Annotated in this window: 22 protein-coding genes; 12 read left to right on the top strand and 10 right to left on the bottom strand. The window is 66.2% G+C overall.

The annotated features are described in order from the left end of the window. A partial coding sequence (locus ACFR9U_RS03660; RefSeq protein WP_379813781.1) for a zinc-binding dehydrogenase occupies positions 1-987 on the bottom strand: 987 nt, incomplete at its 3' end. A 349-nt stretch (positions 988-1,336) separates the two neighbouring features. Between ACFR9U_RS03660 and eif1A the strand changes: the two genes are divergently transcribed. The 3 genes from eif1A (at position 1,337) to ACFR9U_RS03645 (ending at position 3,103) form a co-directional block, all read left to right on the top strand. Further along, on the top strand, positions 1,337-1,624 hold the full coding sequence (gene eif1A / locus ACFR9U_RS03655) for a translation initiation factor eIF-1A (RefSeq protein ID WP_247376599.1): 288 nt from the start codon (positions 1,337-1,339) through the stop codon (positions 1,622-1,624). Positions 1,625-1,710: 86 nt separating this feature from the next. Then, positions 1,711-2,595: a serine/threonine-protein kinase Rio1 gene (gene rio1, locus ACFR9U_RS03650; protein ID WP_247376601.1), complete on the top strand. Its 885-nt coding sequence runs from the start codon at positions 1,711-1,713 to the stop codon at positions 2,593-2,595. A gap of 151 nt (positions 2,596-2,746) precedes the next feature. Continuing rightward, the gene (locus ACFR9U_RS03645; protein ID WP_247376603.1) at positions 2,747-3,103 is read left to right on the top strand and encodes a hypothetical protein; all 357 of its coding nucleotides are present in this window, start codon (positions 2,747-2,749) and stop codon (positions 3,101-3,103) included. A 49-nt stretch (positions 3,104-3,152) separates the two neighbouring features. Here ACFR9U_RS03645 and ACFR9U_RS03640 read toward each other — a convergent pair whose 3' ends face one another. Then, positions 3,153-4,109 (bottom strand): TIGR03557 family F420-dependent LLM class oxidoreductase, encoded by a 957-nt coding sequence (locus tag ACFR9U_RS03640; RefSeq protein ID WP_247376605.1) that lies wholly within the window; start codon positions 4,107-4,109, stop codon positions 3,153-3,155. Positions 4,110-4,333: 224 nt separating this feature from the next. Here ACFR9U_RS03640 and ACFR9U_RS03635 point away from each other — a divergent pair, with 224 nt between their 5' ends. After that, entirely contained in the window at positions 4,334-4,882 is a 549-nt protein-coding gene (locus tag ACFR9U_RS03635; protein WP_247376607.1) for a KH domain-containing protein, read from the top strand. A gap of 59 nt (positions 4,883-4,941) precedes the next feature. Here ACFR9U_RS03635 and ACFR9U_RS03630 read toward each other — a convergent pair whose 3' ends face one another. Beyond that, positions 4,942-5,406, bottom strand: a complete 465-nt coding sequence (locus tag ACFR9U_RS03630) for a hypothetical protein (protein WP_247376609.1) — start codon at positions 5,404-5,406, stop codon at positions 4,942-4,944. 212 nt (positions 5,407-5,618) lie between these two features. On the opposite strand from ACFR9U_RS03630, the gene thsA reads away from it, so the two are divergent. Then, positions 5,619-7,304, top strand: a complete 1,686-nt coding sequence (gene thsA / locus ACFR9U_RS03625; RefSeq protein ID WP_247377555.1) for a thermosome subunit alpha — start codon at positions 5,619-5,621, stop codon at positions 7,302-7,304. A 162-nt stretch (positions 7,305-7,466) separates the two neighbouring features. Further along, positions 7,467-8,768: an aryl-sulfate sulfotransferase gene (locus ACFR9U_RS03620; protein WP_247376611.1), complete on the top strand. Its 1,302-nt coding sequence runs from the start codon at positions 7,467-7,469 to the stop codon at positions 8,766-8,768. Between the two features lie 107 nt (positions 8,769-8,875). On the opposite strand, the gene ACFR9U_RS03615 is transcribed toward ACFR9U_RS03620, so the two are convergent. Beyond that, positions 8,876-10,465: a serine/threonine protein kinase gene (locus ACFR9U_RS03615; protein WP_247376613.1), complete on the bottom strand. Its 1,590-nt coding sequence runs from the start codon at positions 10,463-10,465 to the stop codon at positions 8,876-8,878. Positions 10,466-10,592: 127 nt separating this feature from the next. Here ACFR9U_RS03615 and ACFR9U_RS03610 point away from each other — a divergent pair, with 127 nt between their 5' ends. Beyond that, positions 10,593-11,540 carry an AEC family transporter gene (locus ACFR9U_RS03610; RefSeq protein ID WP_247376614.1) on the top strand — a complete coding sequence of 316 codons (948 nt, stop codon included), beginning with the start codon at positions 10,593-10,595 and terminating at the stop codon, positions 11,538-11,540. Positions 11,541-11,567: 27 nt separating this feature from the next. Here the strand turns inward: ACFR9U_RS03610 and ACFR9U_RS03605 are convergent, their stop codons facing one another. From ACFR9U_RS03605 to ACFR9U_RS03595, 3 genes are all read right to left on the bottom strand, one after another. Next, the gene (locus tag ACFR9U_RS03605) at positions 11,568-12,158 is read right to left on the bottom strand and encodes a hypothetical protein (protein ID WP_247376616.1); all 591 of its coding nucleotides are present in this window, start codon (positions 12,156-12,158) and stop codon (positions 11,568-11,570) included. A 296-nt stretch (positions 12,159-12,454) separates the two neighbouring features. Further along, positions 12,455-13,930, bottom strand: a complete 1,476-nt coding sequence (locus ACFR9U_RS03600) for an MATE family efflux transporter (protein WP_247376617.1) — start codon at positions 13,928-13,930, stop codon at positions 12,455-12,457. Next, on the bottom strand, positions 13,927-14,562 hold the full coding sequence (locus tag ACFR9U_RS03595) for a TetR/AcrR family transcriptional regulator (protein ID WP_247376618.1): 636 nt from the start codon (positions 14,560-14,562) through the stop codon (positions 13,927-13,929). Before ACFR9U_RS03595 ends, ACFR9U_RS03600 begins: the two co-directional genes overlap by 4 nt. Positions 14,563-14,838: 276 nt before the next feature. On the opposite strand from ACFR9U_RS03595, the gene ACFR9U_RS03590 reads away from it, so the two are divergent. From ACFR9U_RS03590 to ACFR9U_RS03580, 3 genes are read left to right on the top strand one after another with little or no spacing between them, the layout of a single operon-like run. After that, positions 14,839-16,548 carry a COG1361 S-layer family protein gene (locus ACFR9U_RS03590; RefSeq protein ID WP_247376620.1) on the top strand — a complete coding sequence of 570 codons (1,710 nt, stop codon included), beginning with the start codon at positions 14,839-14,841 and terminating at the stop codon, positions 16,546-16,548. A gap of 1 nt (position 16,549) precedes the next feature. Continuing rightward, a complete protein-coding gene (locus tag ACFR9U_RS03585; protein WP_247376623.1) occupies positions 16,550-18,910 on the top strand; it encodes an efflux RND transporter permease subunit in 2,361 nt (786 codons plus the stop codon). A 2-nt stretch (positions 18,911-18,912) separates the two neighbouring features. Further along, entirely contained in the window at positions 18,913-19,749 is an 837-nt protein-coding gene (locus tag ACFR9U_RS03580) for a universal stress protein (RefSeq protein WP_247376624.1), read from the top strand. Positions 19,750-19,859: 110 nt separating this feature from the next. On the opposite strand, the gene lrp is transcribed toward ACFR9U_RS03580, so the two are convergent. Then, the gene (gene lrp, locus ACFR9U_RS03575; protein ID WP_247376626.1) at positions 19,860-20,315 is read right to left on the bottom strand and encodes an HTH-type transcriptional regulator Lrp; all 456 of its coding nucleotides are present in this window, start codon (positions 20,313-20,315) and stop codon (positions 19,860-19,862) included. Positions 20,316-20,442: 127 nt separating this feature from the next. Between lrp and glnA the strand changes: the two genes are divergently transcribed. Further along, a complete protein-coding gene (gene glnA, locus ACFR9U_RS03570; RefSeq protein ID WP_247376627.1) occupies positions 20,443-21,816 on the top strand; it encodes a type I glutamate--ammonia ligase in 1,374 nt (457 codons plus the stop codon). A 6-nt stretch (positions 21,817-21,822) separates the two neighbouring features. On the opposite strand, the gene ACFR9U_RS03565 is transcribed toward glnA, so the two are convergent. Beyond that, complete coding sequence (locus ACFR9U_RS03565) at positions 21,823-22,719, bottom strand: phosphatase PAP2 family protein (RefSeq protein ID WP_247376629.1); 897 nt, start codon at positions 22,717-22,719, stop codon at positions 21,823-21,825. Next, positions 22,716-23,120, bottom strand: coding sequence for a hypothetical protein (locus ACFR9U_RS03560; protein ID WP_379813773.1), 405 nt, complete (start codon positions 23,118-23,120; stop codon positions 22,716-22,718). The genes ACFR9U_RS03565 and ACFR9U_RS03560 overlap by 4 nt, the downstream gene beginning before the upstream one ends. A gap of 244 nt (positions 23,121-23,364) precedes the next feature. On the opposite strand from ACFR9U_RS03560, the gene ACFR9U_RS03555 reads away from it, so the two are divergent. Next, on the top strand, positions 23,365-23,763 hold the full coding sequence (locus tag ACFR9U_RS03555) for a hypothetical protein (RefSeq protein ID WP_247376631.1): 399 nt from the start codon (positions 23,365-23,367) through the stop codon (positions 23,761-23,763). The last annotated feature ends 8 nt before the right edge of the window (positions 23,764-23,771 follow it).

Here is a 23,771-nt window from a genome sequence, read left to right as displayed (position 1 = left end):
GACGGTCTCGGTGACGATCTTCCCGGGGTCGATCTTCCCGCGGTCCATCATGCGGAAGATCTCGTCGTACTGGTTCGGCGGGATGCCGTAGGAGCCGACGATCTCGCGTTCGTCGTAGACGAGGTTGTCCATCGGAATGGGGATGTGGCCGCCGTCCTCGCCTTCGGTCATCCCGATCTGGAGGTGCTGGCCGGTCTTGCCCAGCGAGTTAAAGGCGTTCTGGCAGGTTTCTGGCACGCCGAGCGCATCCACGGCGATGTCCACACCTTTGGAGGACTCGGTGAACTGCTTGACTGCCTGGGGAACGTCCTTGACGTCGTTGGCGTTGAGCGTCTCGTCGGCGCCCAACTCTTCGGCCTTGTCGAGTTTCTCGTCGATGATGTCGACGCCGATGACGTTCGCGCCCAGCGCGTTCGCGACGTGGACGGCCGAGAGGCCGACGCCGCCGAGACCGTGGACGGCCACCCAGTCGCCGGCGGTGAGGTCGACGCGGTGGACGAGCCCGTGGAAGGCGGTGGCGAACCGGCAGCCGAGACCGGCGATCTCGACGGGGTCGACGCTGTCGGGCTGTTTGACGACGTTGAAGTCGGCTTCGCGGACGGGGAACCGCTCGGCGAACGCGCCGGGCGCCGGTTTGATGAAGCCGAGCGGCATCAGGCGCTCACAGACGTTGGCGTGCCCAGAGCGGCAGTGCTCGCAGGTGCCGTCGCCGAGACAAAATGGGACGGTGACGCTGTCGCCTTCGCGGAATCGTTCGACGTCGTCGCCCACCTCGGCGACGGTGCCGGCCGGTTCGTGGCCGAAGATGAGGCCGTCCATCGGGATGACGCCCATGTGATCCCAGTCGCCCTTCCAGGCGTGCCAGTCGCTGCGGCAGATCCCACACGCTTCGGTCTCGACGACGATCTGGTCGTCGTCGGCTGTCGGCGGTTCCACCTCTTCGATCTGGAGCGGCTCCTCCACCCCGTGAAAGACTGCTGCTTTCATACAACACCACGGCTGTAAATACTCTGTAATAAACTCTTGGTAGGGCTTATCAAACGCCTGTTTACCCAGGGTGGCCACGTTATACTCGAAATCGGGGTGGTTCTTGGTAACGCGCCAGTACGGGCGAAATCGGCGGCAAATCGGGGAATTGACCGCTCGCGCGCGCTCGCTCAGACGCTCGTGAGGGAGACCCCGTCGGCCATGACGAGGCCGCCGAGACCGACGCGGAGAACGGCGTGGAAACCTGCCCCGAGTGCGGGTGGGTCAAGTCCCAGGGCGCGGACTGAGGGGGTTGGCGGGCAGTTCAGGCTTGAAAAGCTTAAACCGTCTCCCCACCGAAGGACCGCACATGAGTGACAACGAGGGCAGGAAGGACCTCCGCATGCCCGACGACGACGAGGTGTTCGCCGTCGTCCTGGACATGCTCGGTGCGAATCGCGTCCGCGTGCGCTGTATGGACGGGCAGACACGAACCGCTCGCATCCCGGGGAAGATGCAGAAACGCATCTGGATCCGCGAAGACGACGTCGTCCTCGTCGAACCGTGGGACTGGCAGGACGAGAAGGCCGACATCACCTGGCGCTACGACAAGCAGGAAGCCGACCAGCTCAAGGAGGAGGGTCACATTCAGGAGTAGCGCTCGCATGAACGCGATTCCGCAGCGCGGCGGCGGTCGACCGCTGGACCGACGGCGAGCAGGCCCATGAGTCGGGGGACGCTCTCGTGACAGAATCCTTCGAGCTCGTCGACACCGAGGACGTCGACTCGCCGGGTGACGAGTGGGAAGAGATCGACGTCGCCGACACGGAAGCCGATCGCATCGCCCGCCGTCGGGACCGCGAGTTCAGCGAATTCCGCAAACGCATCAAGGACGCCGACCAGTTCAAGGTCGAGGCCTCCGTTTTCGACGACGCCACCTTCGCCGCGCTGTACAAACTCGTTCAGGACGGCTACATCGACGCCTTTGGCGGTCCCATCTCGACGGGCAAAGAGGCGAACGTCTACTCCGCGCTCGGCGGGGAAACGGCCGCCGACGTGCTCGACGTCGACGACAATCCCGAAGTCGCCGTCAAGGTCTACCGCATCAACGCCTCGGACTTCCGGGACATGCGAGGGTATCTCGACGGCGACCCCCGGTTCGAGGGGATCGGTCACGACAAGAAACAGATCGTTCAGGCGTGGGTCCGCAAGGAGTTCGCGAACCTCACACGCGCTCGGAAGGCCGGCGTCCGCGTCCCCGAACCCATGGCCGTCGAGCGGAACGTCCTCGTCATGGAACTGCTCGGCCTCGACACCGGGCGGGCCAAACGCCTCAGCGAGGTCCACGTCGAGAACCCCGAAACGGCCTACGAGGTCATCCGTGAGTACATGCGCCGCCTGTACGACGCCGGCCTGGTCCACGGCGACCTCTCGGAGTACAACGTCATCCTCCACGGCGAGGAACTGGTCGTCATCGACCTCGGCCAGGCCGTGACTGTCCATCACCCCAACAGCCGCGAGTTCCTCGAACGCGACTGTCACAACGTCGCCGCGTTCTTCCGCCGCCAGGGAATGGACGTGACCGACGAGGACCTGCTCGCGTTCGTCACCGACGACACGTCCGACTGACTGCGTCTCCGACCGTTCGGAGGCCGTCGTTGTCTCTCGATTCACCGTTCTCGAACGTGGCTGTGACCCCGTCACGACTGACAAATATTAATGGATTTTCTATATGTAACCTGAGAATATGTTTTTGATTCTTAATGTGGTAGCTGTCAGCATGAGCCGCATTGACCGCGATCTCATCGAGCAGGCGCTGGACATCCTTTCCGAACATCGCGGGAGTGACAACAGCATCTCCTCCGAGGAACTGAACCGGCGACTCGGGGTCGCGGAGACGGATTCCTTCGAGGGCAAGGAGGTGTTGCAGTACCTGCTGTACGAGGAGGGCATCCCGATCGCGGCGACTCGAAGCGGGTATTTCCTGATCGACAGCAAACGGGAGCTTCACAGATACGTACAGACGCTTCACCGCAGCCAGTTCCGAACGGAGAAACGCGAACAGGCGGCAAAGCGGGCGTTCGACAGCGAGTTCGACATCGAGAAGGTGTCCGCCGACGATCTCGTTCCCCAGTGAGACGCTGTTTCGGTCGCACTCACCCGTCGTGAGCGACTGCTCCCCGTGACTACGCGATTGCCGGCAGGACGTCGCTCTCGTAGGTCTCGAACAGGCCCGCAACGTCCGTTCCGATCTGGTGGACGACGACGTGATCGAAGCCGGCGTCTGCGAACTTCTCGACGTTCTCGACGTGCGTGGCCGGGTCCGGGTCAGTGACCAGGCTCCCGTTTTCGATGTCCGCCTTCGAGACCATCTGACAGGCCTGCTCGAAGTGGGCTGGCGTGGATAGTTGCGACCCCAGTTCGCCGGGCAGTGCCGTGTTCGGCCAGCGCTCGGTGGCGACGTCGACGGCCTGCTCTCGGGTTTCCTCGTAGGAGACGCTCAACTGGCCGTAGGCCGGCCCCTCTCCGCCAGCGTCGGTGTACGCCGCAAGGGTCTGTTCCTGTGGGCCGACGGTGTACAGCCCGTCGGAGAACTCCGCGACGGTCGCTGCCGCCGTGGGACCGTACGCCGATCCGTAGATGGGCGGTGGCTCCTCGGGCAGCGTGAACAGTTGCGCGTTCTCGACGGTGAAGTGCTCTCCGTCGTGGGTAAGTTCGTCGCCGGTCCAGAGCGCCCGGACGACGTAGACGGCCTCTCGAAGCATTTCGAGCCGTTTGACGATCGGTGGCCAGTGGTCGCCGTGGACGTGTTCGTTCAACCGCTCCCCGGAGCCGACGCCGAAGAAAAAGCGTCCGTCACTCATCGCCGCGGTCGTCGCGGTGGCCTGTGCGAGGTTGGCGGGGTGGTACCGCATCGACGGACAGGTCACGCCCGTCCCGATGCCGATCTCCTCGGTCGCGCGTGCGACGCCGCCGAGGGTCGTCCAGACGAACGGGCTCTCGCCCTGGACCGGGAGCCACGGATGGTAGTGGTCCGAGACCGCGACGAAGTCGAACCCGGCCTCTTCGGCCCGGACCGCCTGTTCGACGAGTTCGTTGGGTCCGTACAGTTCGCTCGACAGCGCGAAGCCGACCGCAGTCATCGCCGCTCTCCTGTCGCGCTCGCGGTCTCCCAGTTACGTTCCATCGTACCTTCGGTGTCAACGTTCCCGGGCTTAAGCGACCGGCCGAGATATGCAACGTCCCTGGCGGCCGTCCACGTCCGTCAGCGATGGCGATTCCCTCGTCGGAACTGCCTTCTGCCGACTCGATATTCGTCACGTGCGAAGGCTTAAAACGGCGCGACCACGTAGCCTGCAGTATATTTATGCAACATGTGAAGATTCCGCAGGACCGCATCGGCGTGCTCATCGGCGAAGGGGGAGAGACGATGCGTGAGATCGAAGAGCGCGCGGAGGTCCGACTCGACATCGACAGCGAGACCGGTCAGGTTCGCGTCGAGACGGTCGGGGATCCCATCACGGGGCTCAAAGGGCCGGACATCGTGAAGGCCATCGGCCGTGGATTCGCGCCCGAGGAAGCCCTGGCGCTGCTGGACGACGAGATGATGATGTTCGACATCATCGACATCAAAGCCGCCTCGCGCAACGAGAAGGACCTCCGTCGGAACAAGGGTCGCCTCATCGGCGAGGACGGTCGCACCCGGGAACTCATGGCGGAACTGTCCGGTGCTGCGGTCGTCATCTACGGCTCGACGCTCGGGATCATCGGCCAACCCGAACAGGTCGACACCGTGCGCGAGGCCGCCGAGATGATCCTCGACGGCGCGCCCCACGGCTCGGTCTACTCGTTCCTCGAACGCCGCCACAACGAGATGAAACACAAGGGAATGGAGTACCACCAGTTCACGGGCTAATTCCCTCGATAATTACCCCTGCTCCCTTCGTTCGCGGGGACGCTGGCTACTTCGGTTTGCTACTCGTCGTCGTCGAGTGAGATGTCGCCGATCGCGTCCGCGATGTCGTCGTCTTCCGCGCCCTCTTCTGGCTCGCCGGTCGCTCCTTGCGGGTCGTCCATCTCGGCGGACTCGACTTTCGATTCGAACCCGCCTGCGAGACTCGCACCGTCGTCGGCACCGCTTTCGGGAGTGGTACCGCTCGCCGCGTCCAGGCTGGCGCCACTGCTCGACGCACCGCCGAGGTCCGCCTCGGGGTTCGTCGGGGTGTCGAGGTCGAGTTGCCGCTCGAGGAGTTTGACTCGCTCTTCGAGTTCTGAGACGCGGCTCGCAACCGCTGGTGCCTGCGTCGAGGCCAGGTCCGACATCGGTCGGTGTGCGATGATCCACCGCAGATACGCCGCCCGGTCGTCGAACCCCTGTAGCGACGCTTCGTCGTCCAACTCCTCGACCAGGTCGTCGGCCAGTTCCACTCGAATCTCCATTGGCTGACAGTATGCGAACGACCTACGTAAATCCCGGTATCGATTCGCCCGCCGTGTCGCTGCCACGGCCGCCCTCGCGGGATTTAAACCCACGCCCTGTCACGTTCTCCCACGGATCGCGGGGACGGTCCCGTAAGGCGGTTCTGCCTGCTGTGAACACAACGTTTATATAGAATGGCAATACAACCATTTGCTTGAATATGGCTCAGCAGATGGGTAACCAGCCCCTCATCGTACTTTCCGAGGAGAGTCAGCGAACCTCCGGGAAGGACGCCCAGTCGATGAACATCACGGCCGGCAAAGCGGTTGCCGAGTCCGTGCGCACGACACTCGGTCCGAAAGGAATGGACAAGATGCTCGTCGGAGACACCGGCAGCGTCGTCGTCACGAACGACGGCGTCACCATCCTCGACGAGATGGACATCGAGCACCCGGCCGCGAACATGATCGTCGAGGTCGCCCAGACCCAGGAAGACGAGGTCGGTGACGGCACCACGACGGCCGTCGTCATCACGGGCGAACTCCTCACGAAGGCCGAGGACCTCCTCGACCAGGACATCCACGCCACCATCCTGGCACAGGGGTACCGCCAGGCAGCCGAGAAGGCAAAGGAGATCCTCGAGGACATCGCCATCGAGGTCGACGAGGACGACACCGACATCCTCGAGCAGATCGCCGCCACCGCGATGACCGGCAAGGGCGCCGAGTCCGCCAAGGACACGCTCGCCTCGCTGGTCGTCGACTCCGTCCGCGCCGTCGCCGACGAGGAAGGCGTCGACACGGACAACATCAAAGTCGAGAAGGTCGTCGGCAGCTCCATCGACCAGTCCGAACTGGTCGAGGGCGTCATCGTGGACAAGGAGCGCGTCCACGACAACATGCCCTACGCCGTCGAGGACGCCGACGTCGCCCTGCTCGACACCGCCATCGAGGTGCCCGAGACCGAGCTCGACACCGAGGTCAACGTCACCGACCCGGACCAGCTCCAGCAGTTCCTCGACCAGGAAGAGAAGCAGCTCAAAGAGATGGTCGACAACATCTCCGAGGCTGGCGCCGACGTCGTCTTCTGCCAGAAGGGCATCGACGACATGGCCCAGCACTACCTGGCCCAGGAGGGCATTCTCGCCGTCCGTCGCGCCAAGAAGTCCGACATCAAGGCGCTCGCCCGCTCGACGGGCGCTCGCGTCGTCTCCAACATCGCGGACATCACCGAGGACGACCTCGGCTTCGCCGGCTCCGTCGCCGAGAAGGACGTCGGCGGCGACCAGCGCATCTTCGTCGAGGACGTCGAGGACGCGAAGGCCGTCACGATGATCCTCCGCGGCGGCACCGACCACGTCGTCGACGAGGTCGAGCGCGCGATCGACGACTCGCTCGGTGTCGTCTCCGTCACGCTCGAGGACGGTCAGGTCCTCCCCGGTGGCGGTGCTCCCGAGACGGAACTCGCCCTCGGTCTGCGTGACTACGCCGACTCCGTGGGTGGCCGCGAGCAGCTGGCCGTCGAGGCGTTCGCCGACGCCATCGACGTCATCCCGCGCACCCTCGCAGAGAACGCCGGGCTCGACCCCATCGACTCGCTGGTCGACCTCCGCAGCAAGCACGACGGCGGCGACACCACGACCGGTCTCGACGCCTACACCGGTGACGTCGTCGACATGGAAGACGACGGCGTCGTCGAACCGCTCCGCGTCAAGACCCAGGCCGTCGAGTCCGCGACGGAGGCCGCTGTCATGATCCTCCGCATCGACGACGTCATCGCAGCCGGCGACCTGAAGGGCGGCGCGTCCGACGACGAGGACGACGGACCTGCAGGCGGCCCAGGCGGCGCACCCGGCGGCATGGGTGGCGGCATGGGCGGCATGGGCGGTATGGGCGGCGGCATGGGCGGCATGATGTGAAGTCGGCCGTCTAAGCCACTTTACTACGCCACTCCGTCATCCCACTGCACCGCTCGCTGACCGACTACACTTTTATCGACGCGCTGTCCGAGGAGCGACCGCTCTCCGTTTCCGTCAGTTCTCGGAGGGTTTTTCCCGCACGCAAGGTGCGTTCCAGATAGGATGACTCGCTCTCCGCTGCCGAACGCACTCCGTCCCTCCACGCGGATGTCGACTCTTCGGCTCGCTGTCGCTCTGCTCGTCGTGGTGACCGGTCTGTCGGTCGCCGCGTCGTTCGCGACCTACGACACGGCCGCAACCCAGGGGTCGGCACCCGGCGTCGGCGGGACGCTCGTCGCGACCATCGACGCCACCGGACCGGGCCAGATCGTCGCCTACCACCCCAACGGCTCGGTCATGTACCACAACGAGACGTACGGCATCTACCACGACGTGGACCCCGCGCCGACGGGGTCGGATACGGTCGAGTACGTCGCCACGTATCACAACGAGAGCGACGCCTGTGCCGGCGAGACCTGCTCGGTCGACGTCGTCGAGCGGGTGAACCTGACGACCGACGAGACGACGCGCCTGCACACGATCGTCGACACGGAGAACGGCTCCTCGGACGATCACGACGTCGACCGCATCAACGAGTCGGTGCTGCTGTTCGCGAACATCAACTACCCGGACAGCGTCTTCATGGTGAACACCACCACCGACGAGACCATCTGGGAGTGGCGGGTCTCGGAAGACTACGCGCCCGAGAGCGGCGGGAGCTACCCCGGCGACTGGACCCATCTGAACGACGTGGAGTATCTCCCCGACGGCCGCGTCATGGTCGACTTGCGCAACCAGGACCAGGTCGTGTTCGTCGACCCTGGGGCGGGGCTCCAGGAGAACTGGACGCTGGGCGCGGACGGCGACCACGAGATCCTCTACGAACAGCACAATCCCGATTACATCCCCGAAGCCCGGGGCGGTCCGGCGGTCGTGGTCGCTGACAGCGAGAACAACCGCATCGTCGAGTACCAGCGCGAGGACGGAGAGTGGCAGCGGTCCTGGCGGTGGGCGGACTCGCGGCTGAGCTGGCCGCGGGACGCTGACCGGCTGCCCGACGGGCGGACGCTGATCGCGGATTCGCACGGATCGCGCATCCTCACCGTGAACCGGAACGGCTCCGTCTCGTGGAGCCGTGACTTCCCGGACGGCGTCTACGACGTGGAAATCCTCGAAACGGGTGACGAGAGCGCGAACGGGTCCAGCGCCGCGGCGCTCGGCCTGGAGTCCGGCGGGGTCGGGGTCGGCTGGACCGCCACGTTCGCACGGCTTCCGCGACTCGTCCCGCCGGTCGTGCTGCACGGGCTGCTGTACTCGCTCCCGCTGTGGGTGACGCCGTTCGACGCGTTCCTGCTCGTCGTCTCGGGCGTGGCCGTCGCCCTGCTCGGCGTCGGGGAAGCGGTCCGCTGGTACCGGTCCTCGTAGGTGGCAACGACGAGCCTAACGCCATGGCGATCTGGGAGTCTCGTCACGGCGACATGACATCCGGTAACTGAGGCCGCTGGTTCCCCTCCCCGCTGCTTTTTCGCTGCTCAGATGTCGATGTCGACGCCTGCTTCCTCACAGCTCCGTTTGAGATCTGCCCGGAGCTGCGTGGCGGTCTCGTAGCGGACGAGCTTTCGCTTCGCCGTCGCTTTCCAGATCACGTCGTCGACAGCGTCTGGGAGCGCCGGATTCACCTCGGTCGGTGCCGGGGGCTCGGCGGTCAGCACCTGTTCATGGACCTCGGACTCGCCGCCCTCGAAGGGAGCACGGTCGGTGAACAGCCGGTAGAGCACGGTGCCGAGCTGGTAGACGTCCGTCGAGTGGTCGATGCTCCCGTAGCGAGCGTCGAAGTACTCGGGCGCAGCGTACCGCAAGTCGAGGTACTCGCCGAGGTCGAAGTACTCGCGGAGCGCGAACAGGAGACCGACGTTGTCGAGTTTGGGGCGCCACGCCACGGTGAGCGCGTCGCCGGACCTGACGACGTTCCCGGGGTCGATGCCGGCGTGGACGACGCCCTGACGGTGGCAGTCGGCGACGCTCTCGGCCAGGTGCAGTCCACAGCGGAGTCGCGCGGCGACGCTCGGCGGAGTCCACTCGGAAATCGGTTCCTCGACCGGCTCGGTGGCGAGCCAGGGTCGCGGGTCCGCTGCCCAGTCGTGGACCGTGACGACGCCCTCGATCGCGGACGCTCCCTGCCAGCGAGCGAGTTGCTCACCGACGGTCGCGGCGTAATCGCCGTCGTCCGCGTCGCTGTCCGGTCGGTCGAGGAGCCGGAGGGCGATTCCCGACTCCTCGGAGCCGGTGCGCGCTCGCGCGCGGACGGTGTCGGCGTAGCGCCTGCCGTCGCGGGGTAACACGACCTCCAAGTCGTCGAAGCGGCACTGCGATCGGATCGTCTCGAAGAGGTCCGACCCCTCGATGTGTTCGATGTCGGCTCGCTTTTGCTGCGTGGCGGACCATGGGGCCGCGCGGTCAGTGGGGTCTGGCGCCGCATCGTCGGTCTGGTCCTCGCTCTCCTGGTCCGCGTCGCGTCGGTCGGGGTCACCGCCACCGGTGGTCGACGCGTCGTCCATCGCTCGTTCGATGACCGTCGGGACCTCGCCGGGGGTCTCGACGAGCTGTCGGTTGCCGTCGAGCGCCGTCGTCAGAAAGTCGGCGCTGCTTCCGTACGTCGGGATGATCGTCTTCCCGTCGTGGTCCTCGCGAAAGACGACCGCGTCGTCGTTGTCGTCGTCTCCGGCCGGGAGGGCCAGCGCACCGTCGTGGTCCGCCGAGAGGGCGTCCGGGTCGACGTCGCGCTCGGTGAGTACCGGACGGACGAGGTCGGGATATCGGTCGAGGAGGACGACGAGGACGTTGCGAACGTCGTCGCTCGCGTCGCGGTTGGCGACGAGGTAGCCGACGAGGCCGGGCAGTGCGTTGGGCTGGTCGCGCGCGAGGAGTCTGATCGCCCAGGTGCTGGAAAACCGGATCGTCGGGTCCTCGTCGGCGAGCCCGGCGACGAGCGACCGGCGCAGGTCGGCGTCCGCGAGGTCCGGCTGCTCGTCGGGCGTCGAAAGTAGCGTCCGCAGCACGGAGCGCGGGTCCGTCCACGGTCGCGAACTCTCGTCGTCCGGACTGCGCGCGTTCGTGCCCATCGTCTCAATACTGTACGTCTCGCTACATCAACGTTGGTCAGACACGCGTGTGACGGTCGTGACGACTGGTTGACGTGTCCCGGCGCGTATCGAAACCGTTGACTCGCGCGCCGGTCTGGCTGCGACCGTGTCGCTGCTCTCAGTGCTGACTTCGGCTGTTCTCCCGGTCGTCGCCGTGGCCGGCGTCGGCTACGTTCTCGGCTCGGTCCGCGACGTCAACGTCGAACCGCTCTCGACGGTGACCATCTTCGTCCTCGCGCCGGCGCTCGTCTTCTACAGCCTGCTGACCACGCCGATCTCCGGGTCGACGGTCGCTCGCCTGTTCGGCGGCGTCGTGGCCTTCACGGTCGCGATCGTCGCCATTGCGGAGGGCGCCGGGCGCTTCCTCGGCGAACGGGAACCGATCCTGGGCGCGTTCGTGCTCACGAGCACCTTCTCGAACGCCGGCAACTACGGGATTCCCCTCTCCGCGTTCGCCTTCGGCGCGCTCGGCCGCAGCACTGCCGTGCTGTACATCGCCGTCCAGTCTGTCCTGATGTACACCGTCGGCGTCTACGTCGCCTCCCGCGGGCAGGCCGCGTCGATGCGCGGCGCCCTCGGGAAGGTGTTCCGCCTCCCGCTCGTCTACGCCGTCGTCGCAGCCGGGGTGGTTCGCGCGTTCGATCTCGCGCCGCCGACTGACACGGCTGCCATGGAGACGATCAGGCTCACCGGCGAGGCGGCGATCCCCGTGATGTTGCTGATGCTCGGCATCCAGCTCGCGGGACCGGTCGGGGGCGCGACGGTCCGGCGCGTCGCGCCGGCGACGGTTCTCAAACTGCTCGTCGCGCCAATCGTGGCACTCGGTGTCGCCCTCGGCGTCGGTCTCACCGGGACCGTCGGCCGCGTGTTCGTCCTGGAGTGTGCCATGCCGGCCGCGGTGACGCCGCTCATGCTCACGATCGAGTTCGGCGACGGCGCCCGGGAGTTCTCCGCGGCTGATTACGTGAGCACGACCATCCTCGTCAGCACACTCGGGAGTCTGGTGACGCTGACGGCGCTGATCGCCGTCCTCCAGTCCGGGGCGCTCCTGTGAGTTCCGTCCGGGGACCGAACGGGCACCTCACTGTGGGGTCCTGGATTCGATGTCGCTCAGGTCCTCGTCGAGCGCGCGGAGGACGTCCCGGTCGCGCGGTCCGTCCGTCCAGGAGTGGCGGTAGGTCGTGACGTCGAGACCGATTGCAGCCCCGACGAGCAAGGACGGGTCGGGTTCGCTGTCGCTGAACCCGTCTCTGCGAAACGCGTCCTCGAACTCGTCGCTTCGGGCCCAGCCGTGCCACGTGGCCTCGGCATCGTCGCCGACGACCGCGATCACGCGCTCGTCGGCGAGCCAGTCGACGGCCTGCTTTGCACCGACGTCGGTGTCGTCGGGGACGACGACGAGATCTGCGTTGTTCGCGGCGCTCACGGTCGGAATCTCCTCTGGAACCGCCAGGTCGACGCCGTCGGCGACGAACACGGCGGTCTGGTGCAGGCTGGTGAATCGCAGATCGTCGGTCGATTCGCCACCGGGGAGGCCGCTGCAGCCAGCTACTGCACTGCCGACGACGGCACTCCCTCCCGTGAGCACTCGACGGCGCGTCAGCCGTCGCGTACTGTCTGCCTGTCGCCACCGTGCCGTCGAGCCGTCGTCACCGACTGGCTTGCGAGACATACCGAACACAGGTCGGCTCACTGACTAAACGGCTTCGTAGACTGAAATCATCGTTTGTCCCTGGGACGGCGTGACTACTGGGGAAACCCGATCGCTTCGCTTACGGGACCACCGAAAGACTGCGTCTTTCGAGCCGCCGCTCAGTCGTCGGTCTGCTCCCGCCTCCCGCGGTTCGACTCGCAGCCTCACCGCTCAGTCGTCGGTCTGCTCCCGTCTCCCGCGGTTCGGCTCGAAGCCTCACCGCTCAGTCGTCGGTCTGCTCCCGCCTCCCGCGGTTCGACTCGCAGCCTCACCGCTCAGTCGTCGGTCGGACTCGCCTCACCGACGTCCTCCGCCCCGGAACCCACGTCCTCTTCGGTGAGGTCTGCCTTCCGCCAGGTGCCGCGCTCGAACCAGAGGAACGCGATGACGGCCGCGGCGACGTTCGACACCGCGAAGGCCATCCAGATCCCCGTCGGACTGGGCGTCGAGAGGAACCAGTAGCCCTCGGGCGCGAGGCCGCGCGAGGCGAACCACGCGACAGGCAGGCGGATGACCGCCAGCATCGTGATCGAGACGGCGGCGGCGGTCAGCGTCTTCCCGGCCCCGCGGAAGCCGCCGGAGTAGGCGCGGACGACGCCGATGAACCCGAAGGTCGGCGCGACCCATCGGAGGAACGTCGCGCCCTCGCGGATCACGCCGGGCTCGTCGGTGAACAGGTCCATGACCGCGGGCGCGGCCGCGAAGATGACGACGCCGAGAAGCGCGAGAATCGCGAACGAGGCCTTCGCCGCGAAGTGATTCGCGGCGGCGGCGCGGTCGGGTTTCCCGGCCCCGATGTTCTGGCCGGTCATCGTCTCGACGCCGCGGTCGACGGCGATGGCGGGCATGAAGATCAGCGAGAACACGCGGACGCCGACGCCGAACGCCGCCTCGACGGTCACCGAGAACGTCGCGACGATAAAGAGCAGGGCGTTGACCGACAGCGCGCGGCCGGTCCCTTCGACGGACGCCGGCACGCCGATGCGGAGCAGGCGCTGGACGTATTCGAGGTCCGGCACCATCTCGCCCGGTCGGATGCGGACGCCTCTGGTTCCGGCGAGCATGATCGCCATCCCGACGACCATCGCGAGCCCGCGCGAGAAGACGGTGGCGACTGCTGCGCCCTGCACGCCCAGCGCTGGGAACGGCCCCCAGCCGAAGATGAGGAACGGGTCCAGCGCGATGTTCAACACGACGGTGCCGAACATCACCAGCATCGGCGTGATGGTGTCGCCGGCCCCGCGCATCAGCGAGATGAACACGAAGAAGCCGAACATGAACGGCAGCCCCAGCGCGACGACTTCCATGTACTCGGTCGCCAACAGGAGCACCCGTCCTTTCGCGCCCAGCAGTGCGAGAAACTCCTCGACGGCGAAGTAGCCGAGGACGCCCAGCAGCGCCGACGCGAGGAACGCGAACGTCACCGTCTGGGAGGCGGCGTACTCTGCCTTCCGAGGCTCGTCCGCGCCGGTGAACTGCGCGACGAGCACGCTGCCCGCCACCGCGAGTCCCATCCCCAGGGAGATGAGCAGGAACACGAGCGGGAACCCGAAGGTGATCGCCGCCAGCGGCTGCGGCGAGTCGAACTGCCCCAGCCAGAAGGTGTCGGCCAGGTTGTACATCACCTGCAACAGGTTCGTGATGATGATGGGAAAGGAGAGGAAAAAGAGCGGTTTGGCGATCTCGCCGCTCGTCAGGTCCAGTTCCTCCTGGCCCTTGAACAGACTGCCGAGACGCTCGCGGACGCTCATTCCGGCGTCACCTCCGTTGGGCCGTCGAGTCGACCGTTCTCACCAGCACAGTCCTCGGACACGAGGTGCGTGTCGACGTACGCACGGAGCATCCGCCGGGTGCAGTCGATGTCCTGGCCGACGGCGACCTGCTTGGTCTGTGCGCCGTCCAGCGTGGTCACGATGAACCGGGCAGTGTCAGCGGGGTCGACCGTGCGGAACTCGCCGGCCTCGATGCCGGCTGTGATGTACTCGCGGACGCGCTCGAAGACGAACGCGTCGAACGCTTCCAGCCGCTCGCGGATGTCGTCGTCGTAGGGTGCCTGGGCCTTCAGTTCGAGAATCGCCGTTTTGAACGCCACGCGCTCGTCGTCGTCCTCGGTCGGCGGCGAGAGCACGCTCTCGACGAACGCGTCGAGGCGCTCGGCGGGCGTCTCGCCGGCCGGGTCGGACACGCGGTCGGTGAACTCCTCGAAGAGATAGTCGAGAAACGCCACGAGCAGGTCGTGCTTGCTGTCGTAGTGGTAGTGCAGCGACGCTTTGCTCTTGTCCGTCTCGTCTGCGATGTCCTGCATCGTCAACTCGGCGTACCCGTGCTCGCAGAGGGCACGGTACGTCGCCGTCATGATCTCGGTAGAAACGTCGTCAGACATGGAGGGGATGGAAGTAACTAACTGACTGGTCAGTCAAAAGCGTTCGGAACTGGATGCGCGACTGGTGTGCTATTCCGAACCGCACGTGGGGCAAGCCGACGCCGGTCGGGGTCGATAACCGGTACCCCGGGTGGTGTATTGGATGGCTTGGACAATTCTATTAACTCGAGGCCTCGGCAGAATGAGCCAATCCATAAATTCAAACCTCTAAATACCGATTAGATGTGTTCTGGTTCCATTACACTTAAGTATACTATCCACAATATTGCGAACAAGATGCAAAACAGACTCACCGCAGAGTTCGGCAAGGTGGCGATCATCACAGTGATGTTGCTCGTCGGGGCAGCGGCGTGGACGGTTCCGGCGGCTGCGTACGGGTACGACGACGTGTCGGAGCCGGTCGTGACGCCGACGATCGAGGCCGACAACACGCTCGAACCGGGGGAGACGACGACGTTGCCCATCGCGTTGCAGAACCAACCCGACCAGTCGATCGAACTCACCGGTGACGTCAGAGACCTCCAGTCGGTGATCCAGACCCAGGGGATCCGACTTGGGTCTGCCGGCGGGACGACCGTCGAGTTCCACGCCGGCGAAGCACCGATCGAGATCAAGACGGGGCGCCGGAACGTCGGTGACATCCGGCCGCGCGGGAAGCAGATGACCAGCGTCACGGTCGAAGTCGACGAGGACGCAGCGCCCGGGACGTACCAGGTTCCGGTGACGATGAACTACACGTACGTCGACAACGTCGACGCGTGGGTCAACGATCAGGGGGACACGGTCGTCACCGCCGTCGACGACTACGCCATCGACCGGGAGACGGTGACGGTCGAGAAGACGATCACCGTCGAGATCGAAGAGACCGCACAGCTGTCGATCCAGGAGGCCACCGGCAACGGGCTCTACGAACAGGCCAACGGCCGGATCGAGGTGACCGTTCAGAACAGCGGGACCGAAGCGGCCCGCGACGCAACGCTGAACATGGTCGGAACCGAGTACGTGCAGCCGCGGACGAACGGCGTCGGCCTCGGCACGCTCCAGCCGGGCGAGACCGCGACGGCCTCCTTCCAGGCCGCGGTCGCTGACGCGGACACGCCGGGACAGTACGCGACTGACTTCCAACTGAGCTACAAGGACGAGAACGGCCGCGCCCGGCAGTCCGACGTCGAAACTGGCCGAGTCAAGATCGGGAACGGTCCGGCGTACGAGCTCTCGGCCCGGAGCGAGGCGCTGTACGTCGGGTCGACGGGTGCGGTCGCTGTCGAGGTGACGAACACCGGTGACCGCACGGCAACGAACGCTCGCGCGAAGATCGCGTCGACGGGACCGTTCTCGCCGGTTTCCAACAGCGTCAGCCTCGGCGATCTGGCTCCCGGTGAATCGACGACTGCGACGTACCGGCTCGAAGTGGCCGACCAGGCGCTGCCCGAGACCTACTCGGTTCCGGTCACCGTCGTCCACCAGGACAGCTACGGGAACCGCGTCGCGGACGACGACGAGTCCGTCGACGTCGCCGTGGGGCCGGAGACGGACTTCACCGTGACCGACGTCGCCGAGACCGAGGCCGGATCGACCACCACCCTCACGTACACGATCCGGAACACGGGCGGCGGCACCTTCACTGACGCAGTCGCACGCATCAACACGAACTCGCCGTTCGAGACCGACGACGACACCGCGTACGTCGGCACGCTCGAACCGAACGAGACGACGACGGTTTCCTTTACGGTTAGCACCGACGGCGCTGCGACCCCCAAGTCCTACACGCTCGACATGAGCGTCAAGTACGACAACCAGTTCGGCGAAACCGTCGTCACGGACGTCCAGTCCGCGCCGGTCACCGTCGCCGAGTCCAGCGGCGGGTTCACCGTCGGCGCGATCACCGGCTTCGCCGGCGGGGCCGGCGCGCTCGTTGCCCTCCTGCCGCTCGCGCTGATGTTCGGCATCGCCTACAGAACCGACCTGCTGTCCCGGATCAGGTAAGATGCCGACCGAGTTCGGACGGCGCGTCCGTGACGCGCTCGAGTCGACTGGCCGGTACGCCGCGGAGAACCAGCGGCAGGTGTTCGCGGTCGTCGCCGTGACGGCGCTCCTCTCGCTCGGCATCGGGCTGTCGGGCGTCCAGATGAGCATGGGGATGACGCTGTACGTCGACGACGACTCCCGGACGATCCACAACTGGGAGACGCTCAAAGACGAGTTCGACACCGGAAACAACGTCTTCGTCGTCGTCGAGTCCGACCGGCTGTACGACCCCGAAACGGTGCGCGCGATCGACCGCCTCGATCGCAGGTACGCTGACAACGTCGACTCCGTCCGGCAGGTGACGTCGTTCGCCGACCTCGTCCGCCGCGGGAACGGCGGCGAGATTCCCGACACCGAGGCCGGCGTCCGTCGCTCGCTCGATCGCGTCCGCGAGTCCAGCCCCACGGCGGCCGCGCAACTCGACCAGCTCGTCCCCGAACAGGGGACGACGGTGCTGCTGGTCGGCTACGGCGAGGTCCAGACGTTCGACCGCGGGAACTTCCTCCCGCAGCGGGGCGCCGACATCGTCTACACCGAACTCCAGGCCGAGACGGACCTCGCCAGGACGCCCCCGGGGCTGTCCGTGACGATCACCGGTCAACCGGTGTTCGAGAACGCCGCGTTCGGGCTGATGCTCCCCGAGATGATCACGCTGTTCGCGGGCGCGTTCGCGCTCATCTTCGGCGTCGTCTACCTCGTGATGCGGCAGAAGGCCGAGCGCGGCTGGCACGTGCTGCTCCCGCTGATGACCGCGATGTCCGCGCTGCTGTACATGATGGGCGCGATGGGCGTGCTGGGTTACGACTTCAACGCCATCATGCTCGGCGTGATGCCGATCGCGCTCGGGCTGGGGATCGACTACACCCTCCAGATCCACTCCCGGTACATCGAAGAGCGCCGCGCCGGCAGCGACCCCGTCGCGGCCGCCGGGATGGCCACCCGAACGACCGGTCGCGCGCTCCTCATCGCGATGGGGACGACGGTCGTCGGCCTCGGCTCGCTGCTGGTGTCGGCGGTCCCGCCCGTCCGGCAGTTCGGCGTCGTCAGCGCGATCGCCGTGCTCGCGGCGATGGCGCTGTCCGTGACGCTCCTGCCCGCGTTGCTGGTCCGGTACGACCGCGACGACCACGGCACGGTGGGGTCCGTCGACGACGGCGACTCCGGCGACTGGCTCGAACAGGCCGTCTACCGCTTCACGACCGGCTTCTCCGGCGGTCGGCCGTTCGTGACGCTGCTGCTCGCCGTGTTGCTCGTCTCCGGGGGCGCGTACGCGTATCCCCAGGTCGAGCCCAAACAGGAGATGATGGACTTCTGGCCCCAGGAGCTGGACGCGAAAAACGACATGGAACGGCTCTCGGACACCGTCGACAGCCCCAACGTCATCTACGTCATCGTCGAGAGCGACCAGGCGTACACGCCGGCGATGTTCCGCGACCTCGCGACTTACCAGCGGCTCATGCTGGAGAACGACCGAGTCAACACGATACAGAGTCCGGTCACGCAGGTCAGCGCCGCCAGCGGCGGCACCGCCCCGGACAGTCAACAGGAGTTCGATCGCCTCCTCGACCGCGTCGAGGAACCCGACGACTCGGGACTCACGCTCTCGGAGCGCCACCCGAACCGGGTCGTGCTGTCCGTGTACACCGACGACATCGAGGGACCGGCCGTCCGGACGCTCATCACCCAACACGAGCAGACCGCCGAGACCGCGCTGCCGGCGTCGGCCGACGTCCGGATCACCGGGAAGCCGGTCCTCAACCGGAACGTCATCGAGAACGTCACCGCCGGCCTCACGCCGATGACGCTGCTGTCGTTCTCGCTGGGCCTGCTGTTCCTGACGTTCGCGTTCCTGTCCTGGCGGATCTCGGTCACGCTGATCGCCAGCGTCGCCGGGAGCGCGGCGCTGCTCGTGACGGGCGCGATGTACCTGTTCGGCATCCCGTGGAACCCGCTCACGATCACGATGTCGTCGCTGACGCTGGGCATCGGCGTGGACTACGGGATCCACATCTTCGAGCGGTACGAACAGGAGGTCCACGAGCGCGGGCTCTCGCCGCGTACCGCCGCCGCGACCGCCGTGGCCAAGCTCTCCCGGCCGATCATCGGGTCGAGCTTCACCACGATCTTCGGGTTCGGCGTGCTCATGGTCTCCCGGTTCCCGGTGCTCGCGAACTTCGGCAAGACCACCGTGCTCGCCATCGGTTTCTCGCTCCTGACGGCCTTCGTCGTGTTGCCCGCGGCGCTGACCGTCACCGGGCTGGCCGGTGGGAAGGCGAACGCACAGCCGACCGCGCCGACCGACTCGATGGGAAGTGATTAGCAATGTACGACAACATCCTCGTTCCGACGGACGGCAGTGACTGCGCACGCGGGGCGGCCGCACACGCGATGACGGTGGCGGACGCCTTCGGGGCGACCGTCCACGCGCTCTCGGTCGTCGACCCGATGGAATACGCGAGCGGCAGCGTCGGTGACGTCTCCGACCTCGTCGACCGCGAGCGCGAGACGTTCTTCGACCGCGCCAGCGAGGCCACGGCCGCCATCGCCGACATCGACCCCTCGGTCGACGTCGAACAGCACACGCGGCAGGGAACGCCCCACGAGATCATCACCGAGTTCGTCGAGGCACACGGCATCGACCTCGTGGTGATGGGGACGCACGGCCGGACCGGTCCCTGGCGTCACCTCCTCGGCAGCGTCACCGAGCGGACGGTCAGGACCGTCACCGCACCGGTACTCACCGTCCACGGGGAGTGTCAGTCGGTCGCCTACGACGACGTGCTCGTCCCGACGGACGGGAGCGAGTACGCGGACGCTGCCCTCGAACACGCGATCGCGCTCGCAGACGCCTTCGACGCCACGCCCCACGTCCTGCACGCCGGCGACGCCGACCACGGGCGCGCCGCCGTCGCCGACGCCAGGGACCGCATCGTCGAGACGACCGGTCGCGAACCGGTGACCGAGATCGCGAGCGGGGCGCCGAGTGCCGTCATCGACTCGTACGCCACCGACGCCGACGTCGATCTCGTGGTGATGGGGACGCACGGCCGCACGGGCCTCTCGCGACGCGTTCTGGGAAGCGTGACGGAGCGGACGATTCGAACGACGACGCACCCCGTCCTCGCCGTCCACACCGACGACGCCGCCCCCGAGCAGTGAGTCTGGCCAGTGTCGGGGTGACTTCGGCCGCCCCGTCGCTCGCGCCATCGACGGCACTCACGGCGCTGGCGGGGCTGGCGGTCGGAAAAGAGCGCACCGCGCGGGGCGCGTTACTCCACGTCGAGGTCGAACTGTTCGTGTTCGCTGGCGGCGTTGAGGACGACGCTGGTGTTGGACTCTTTGATCTGCGGGTCGACGAGCAGTTCTTTGATCTGGTTGTTCATCCCGTCGGTGTCGGTGAACTTGCCGATGGCGATGATGTCGTAGTCACCGGTGACCTCGTACACCGAGATCATCTGTTTGTGCTGTTTGAGGCTCTCCGTGACCTCGGGGAGCGCCGATCCCTCGACTTTGAGCTGGACGACCGCGGTCACGTCGTAGCCGAGCGCGTCGTAATCCAGCTTGGGGGTGTACCCGTTGATGATCCCCTGTTCTTCGAGGTCTTTGAGGTGGTTCGAGACGGTCGTGACCGAGACGTCGAGGTCCTCGGCGAGACTTCGAAGACTGGCGCGTCCGTCGCCGAGCAGGGCATTTACTAACTTCCGGTCGAGATTTTCGTACGTCATTACGTTCACAAACTCGCTGGGGGCATTAGAATTTTACGAATATCCAATTCCTCGGAGCGAGTCGTGAGCTTTGCGCAAATCAATAGGGTTTTTATATTTGGGGTATAGCTTTCCGGTGACGAGAAAGATGACAAACCCGAACGTAAAAGCTGACGGCGGTCTCACTGCGGAGGCACAGGAGGTCCTCGACGAAATCGAGGAGAAAAACGTCGATTTCCTGCGGTTGCAGTTCACTGATATTCTCGGCACCGTGAAGAACGTCTCTATTCCGGCGGAGCAGGCCGAAAAGGCGTTCGCCGAGGGTATCTACTTCGACGGTTCTTCTATCGAGGGCTTCGTTCGCATTCAGGAGTCGGACATGCGCCTCGTCCCCGACGCCAACACGTTCTCCGTCCTCCCGTGGAAGAACTCGGAGGAACACGCCAGTGCACGCCTCATCTGTGACGTCATCAACACCTCGACCGGCGAGCCCTTCGAGGGCGACCCCCGCTACGTGCTGAAGCAGGCCATCCAGCGCGCCGAGGACATGGGGTATCAGGTCAACGCCGCCCCCGAGCCGGAGTTCTTCCTGTTCGAGGAAGACGAAGACGGCCGCGCCACGACCAAGACGAACGACGCCGGCGGTTACTTCGACCTCGCGCCGAAGGACCTCGCCTCCGACGTGCGCCGTGACATCATCTACGGCCTGGAGGACATGGGCTTCGAGATCGAGGCCAGCCACCACGAGGTCGCCCAGGGCCAGCACGAGATTAACTTCGAGTACGACGACGCGCTCACGACCGCCGACAACGTCGGGACCTTCCGGACGGTCGTCCGCGCCATCGCCGCAGAGCACGACCTGCACGCGACGTTCATGCCCAAGCCGATCCCGAAGATCAACGGCTCGGGCATGCACACGCACCTCTCGCTGTTCACCGAGGACGGCGAGAACGCGTTCCACGACGAGGACGACGAGTTCAACCTGAGCGAGACGGCAAAGCAGTTCCTCGGCGGGATGCTCGACCACGCTCCGGCCATCACGGCCATCTGCAACCCGACCGTGAACTCATACAAGCGCCTGGTGCCGGGCTACGAGGCGCCCGTCTACGTCGCCTGGTCCGACCGCAACCGCTCGGCGCTCATCCGCAAGCCGGCCGCGCGCATCCCGGCCGCCTCCCGCGTCGAGCTGCGCTCGCCAGACCCGTCGTGTAACCCCTACCTCGCGCTCGCCGTCATGATCCACGCCGGTCTCGACGGTATCGAGAAGGGCATCGAGTCGCCCGACCCCGTTCGGGAGAACATCTACGACTTCGACGAGGAGAAACGCGCCGAGTACGGCATCGACACGCTGCCGGAGAACCTCGGCGAGGCCGTCGACGCCCTCGAAGCAGACGAGGACATCTACAACGCGCTGGGCGAGCACATCGGCGAGAAGTTCGTCGAAGCCAAGCGCCAGGAGTACAAGGAGTACCTCGTCGACGTCTCCGAGTGGGAACTCGACCGCTACCTCGAGACGTTCTGACTTCGACTACCGCTTTCTTTCGTCCGCCACGACCGGGAGCACCAGCAGCGTCGCGACGATGGCAGCCGACAGCAGGAAGGTGATCGGTAACGCCGGTTCGAGGACCTCCATCCCGACGAACAGCCCGCCGATCACGGTCAGACCGCCCACGACGAGCAGCCCGCGCTCCCGCGCCGAGAGCGACGCGGCTGCGATGCGGTCGCCGGCCACCTGCCAGGTGAGGCGGCCGCCCAGCGCCATCCCGAGCGCGATGACCGGGTCGCGCTCGTAGCCGCCGGCGAACAGCGCGAAGACGCCGGCGAGGACGGCCAGCAGGAAGGCGATCCCGACCTGCCGCCCGTTGTCCGTCGCCTTCGTCGCGAGCGCCAGGTACGCCACGCCCAGCCCGAACCCGCCCAGGACTGAGAGCAGGTGGTGGACGCCGATGGCGACGCGGGAAAAGCCCACGATCCCGGCGAGGACGCCCGCACCGAGCAGTCGTCGTCGCGAGACCGAGTCACCGTAGACGAGCGCGAGGCCACCGTACACCACCGTGGCGCCGAACGCGTGCCCACTGGGAAAGCCGTACCCCTCGGCGGCCGTCACGCCGACGTAAAGGTCGAACAAAGGCCCGGGAAGCCACCCGCCGTTGACCGCCCCAGCCGGCGGGCGCGGATACGCGATCAGGAGTTTCAGTCCAACGGTGAGCGCGAGGCCGCCGATCGCGAGTGCGACGACGTAGGCGACGGCGCACCGATCGATGCGGTCGTGGAACCCGGGCACCCGTCCGTCGGCGAGGAACAGCGTCGAGAGCAACAGCAAGAGAAACCAGACGTCGCCCAGTTGGGTGACGAGCGCGAAAACGGGGACGAGCGGCCCCAGAACGTCCTGGACGACGGAGATCACGCCGGTGCCGTGACTCATTGCCGGACGTCGTGGACGAAATCACGCAGGCGACCGGGCACGCCTGCGGCCGTGACGCCGATCCCCACGAGGACCATCAGCGTGTAGAGCCCGAGCGTCGAGAGCCAGATGACGACCATCGCGAGGATGGCCCAGCCGCCGCTCAGGAAGTAGAACGCCCCCAGGGTCATCACCGTCCCGTACAACAGGACCAGGTACGGTCCCCACCCGGTGGCGTGGCCCCGTCGGACGCGCCCGCGGACGTAGCGTTTCAGCTCGCTTTCGAGTTCGTCACGGTGGACTGTTCGATCCTCGATTTCCTCCTCGAACTCCTCCATGTCCGCGCGGAGTTCGGCAAGCTCCTCGGTGACGTCTCGGTTCCCGGCCGTCGGGTCCGGCGACCCCCCTTGCTCGTCGGTCATACTCGGTTGTTGCCAAGTATATCGTTGCCATTCCTGTTGTAGTTGCCGGTTGGAGTCGCCTGCGATCTTCCGGTCAGCCCACCCGGGGGTCGGGACGCCCCCGACCACGGCGGTTCGTGACACGGGTCGTCTTGGGTGCTCGGCCCCAAGTATCCGTGGGCTGTCCGGCCACCGTCACGTCAACTCGACTCGACAATTGTCCGACACCGAAAACACATTAGGGGCCGCCGTGGGATACTGTTGTATGGACGAGAAATACGAGCGGGGTATCCTCCGGATTTCGGCCGTGTTCATCCTCGCGGCCGTCCTGCTCATTCCGCTTGGTTTCCTGGGGCTGCCGGCCACCCCGGGCGTCGTCGTCGGGATGATCGTGCTCGCCTTTACCCTGTTTTACGCCTGGCAGTTCAGCGAGGACTACAACGCGTATCTCTCCGGCCTCTGGCTCGGCCCGACCATCGCCGCCATCGTGTCGGCCGCCGGGCTCGTCATCGGCGCGTCACCCGGTGAACTCCAGTCGCTCGGCGGCGTCGTCGGCCTCATCGGCGTGTTCAACCTGCTCTTGCGCCCCGTCTACCGCATCGTCCACTACGTCCTCACCGTCACGATCCAGATCGGCCGCGAGATCCAGGAAGAAGGCTGGTAGACCACCTT

It is taken from the genome of Halorientalis brevis (assembly GCF_042678165.1).
GTDB classification, from domain to species: Archaea; Halobacteriota; Halobacteria; order Halobacteriales; family Haloarculaceae; genus Halorientalis; species Halorientalis brevis.
The sequence above is the reverse complement of the archived record's forward strand: the minus strand, read 5'-3'. Positions and strand labels throughout refer to the sequence as shown.

What these genes read in the sequence shown, in the direction of transcription:
- eif1A (WP_247376599.1), top strand. Translation starts at nt 1,337, where the DNA reads ATGAGTGACAACGAGGGCAGGAAGGACCTCCGCATGCCCGACGACGAC.
- ACFR9U_RS03645 (WP_247376603.1), top strand. Translation starts at nt 2,747, where the DNA reads ATGAGCCGCATTGACCGCGATCTCATCGAGCAGGCGCTGGACATCCTT.
- ACFR9U_RS03640 (WP_247376605.1), bottom strand. Translation starts at nt 4,109, where the DNA reads ATGACTGCGGTCGGCTTCGCGCTGTCGAGCGAACTGTACGGACCCAAC.
- ACFR9U_RS03635 (WP_247376607.1), top strand. Translation starts at nt 4,334, where the DNA reads ATGCAACATGTGAAGATTCCGCAGGACCGCATCGGCGTGCTCATCGGC.
- ACFR9U_RS03630 (WP_247376609.1), bottom strand. Translation starts at nt 5,406, where the DNA reads ATGGAGATTCGAGTGGAACTGGCCGACGACCTGGTCGAGGAGTTGGAC.
- thsA (WP_247377555.1), top strand. Translation starts at nt 5,619, where the DNA reads ATGGGTAACCAGCCCCTCATCGTACTTTCCGAGGAGAGTCAGCGAACC.
- ACFR9U_RS03620 (WP_247376611.1), top strand. Translation starts at nt 7,467, where the DNA reads ATGACTCGCTCTCCGCTGCCGAACGCACTCCGTCCCTCCACGCGGATG.
- ACFR9U_RS03615 (WP_247376613.1), bottom strand. Translation starts at nt 10,465, where the DNA reads ATGGGCACGAACGCGCGCAGTCCGGACGACGAGAGTTCGCGACCGTGG.
- ACFR9U_RS03605 (WP_247376616.1), bottom strand. Translation starts at nt 12,158, where the DNA reads ATGTCTCGCAAGCCAGTCGGTGACGACGGCTCGACGGCACGGTGGCGA.
- ACFR9U_RS03600 (WP_247376617.1), bottom strand. Translation starts at nt 13,930, where the DNA reads ATGAGCGTCCGCGAGCGTCTCGGCAGTCTGTTCAAGGGCCAGGAGGAA.
- ACFR9U_RS03595 (WP_247376618.1), bottom strand. Translation starts at nt 14,562, where the DNA reads ATGTCTGACGACGTTTCTACCGAGATCATGACGGCGACGTACCGTGCC.
- ACFR9U_RS03590 (WP_247376620.1), top strand. Translation starts at nt 14,839, where the DNA reads ATGCAAAACAGACTCACCGCAGAGTTCGGCAAGGTGGCGATCATCACA.
- ACFR9U_RS03585 (WP_247376623.1), top strand. Translation starts at nt 16,550, where the DNA reads ATGCCGACCGAGTTCGGACGGCGCGTCCGTGACGCGCTCGAGTCGACT.
- ACFR9U_RS03580 (WP_247376624.1), top strand. Translation starts at nt 18,913, where the DNA reads ATGTACGACAACATCCTCGTTCCGACGGACGGCAGTGACTGCGCACGC.
- lrp (WP_247376626.1), bottom strand. Translation starts at nt 20,315, where the DNA reads ATGACGTACGAAAATCTCGACCGGAAGTTAGTAAATGCCCTGCTCGGC.
- glnA (WP_247376627.1), top strand. Translation starts at nt 20,443, where the DNA reads ATGACAAACCCGAACGTAAAAGCTGACGGCGGTCTCACTGCGGAGGCA.
- ACFR9U_RS03565 (WP_247376629.1), bottom strand. Translation starts at nt 22,719, where the DNA reads ATGAGTCACGGCACCGGCGTGATCTCCGTCGTCCAGGACGTTCTGGGG.
- ACFR9U_RS03560 (WP_379813773.1), bottom strand. Translation starts at nt 23,120, where the DNA reads ATGACCGACGAGCAAGGGGGGTCGCCGGACCCGACGGCCGGGAACCGA.
- ACFR9U_RS03555 (WP_247376631.1), top strand. Translation starts at nt 23,365, where the DNA reads ATGGACGAGAAATACGAGCGGGGTATCCTCCGGATTTCGGCCGTGTTC.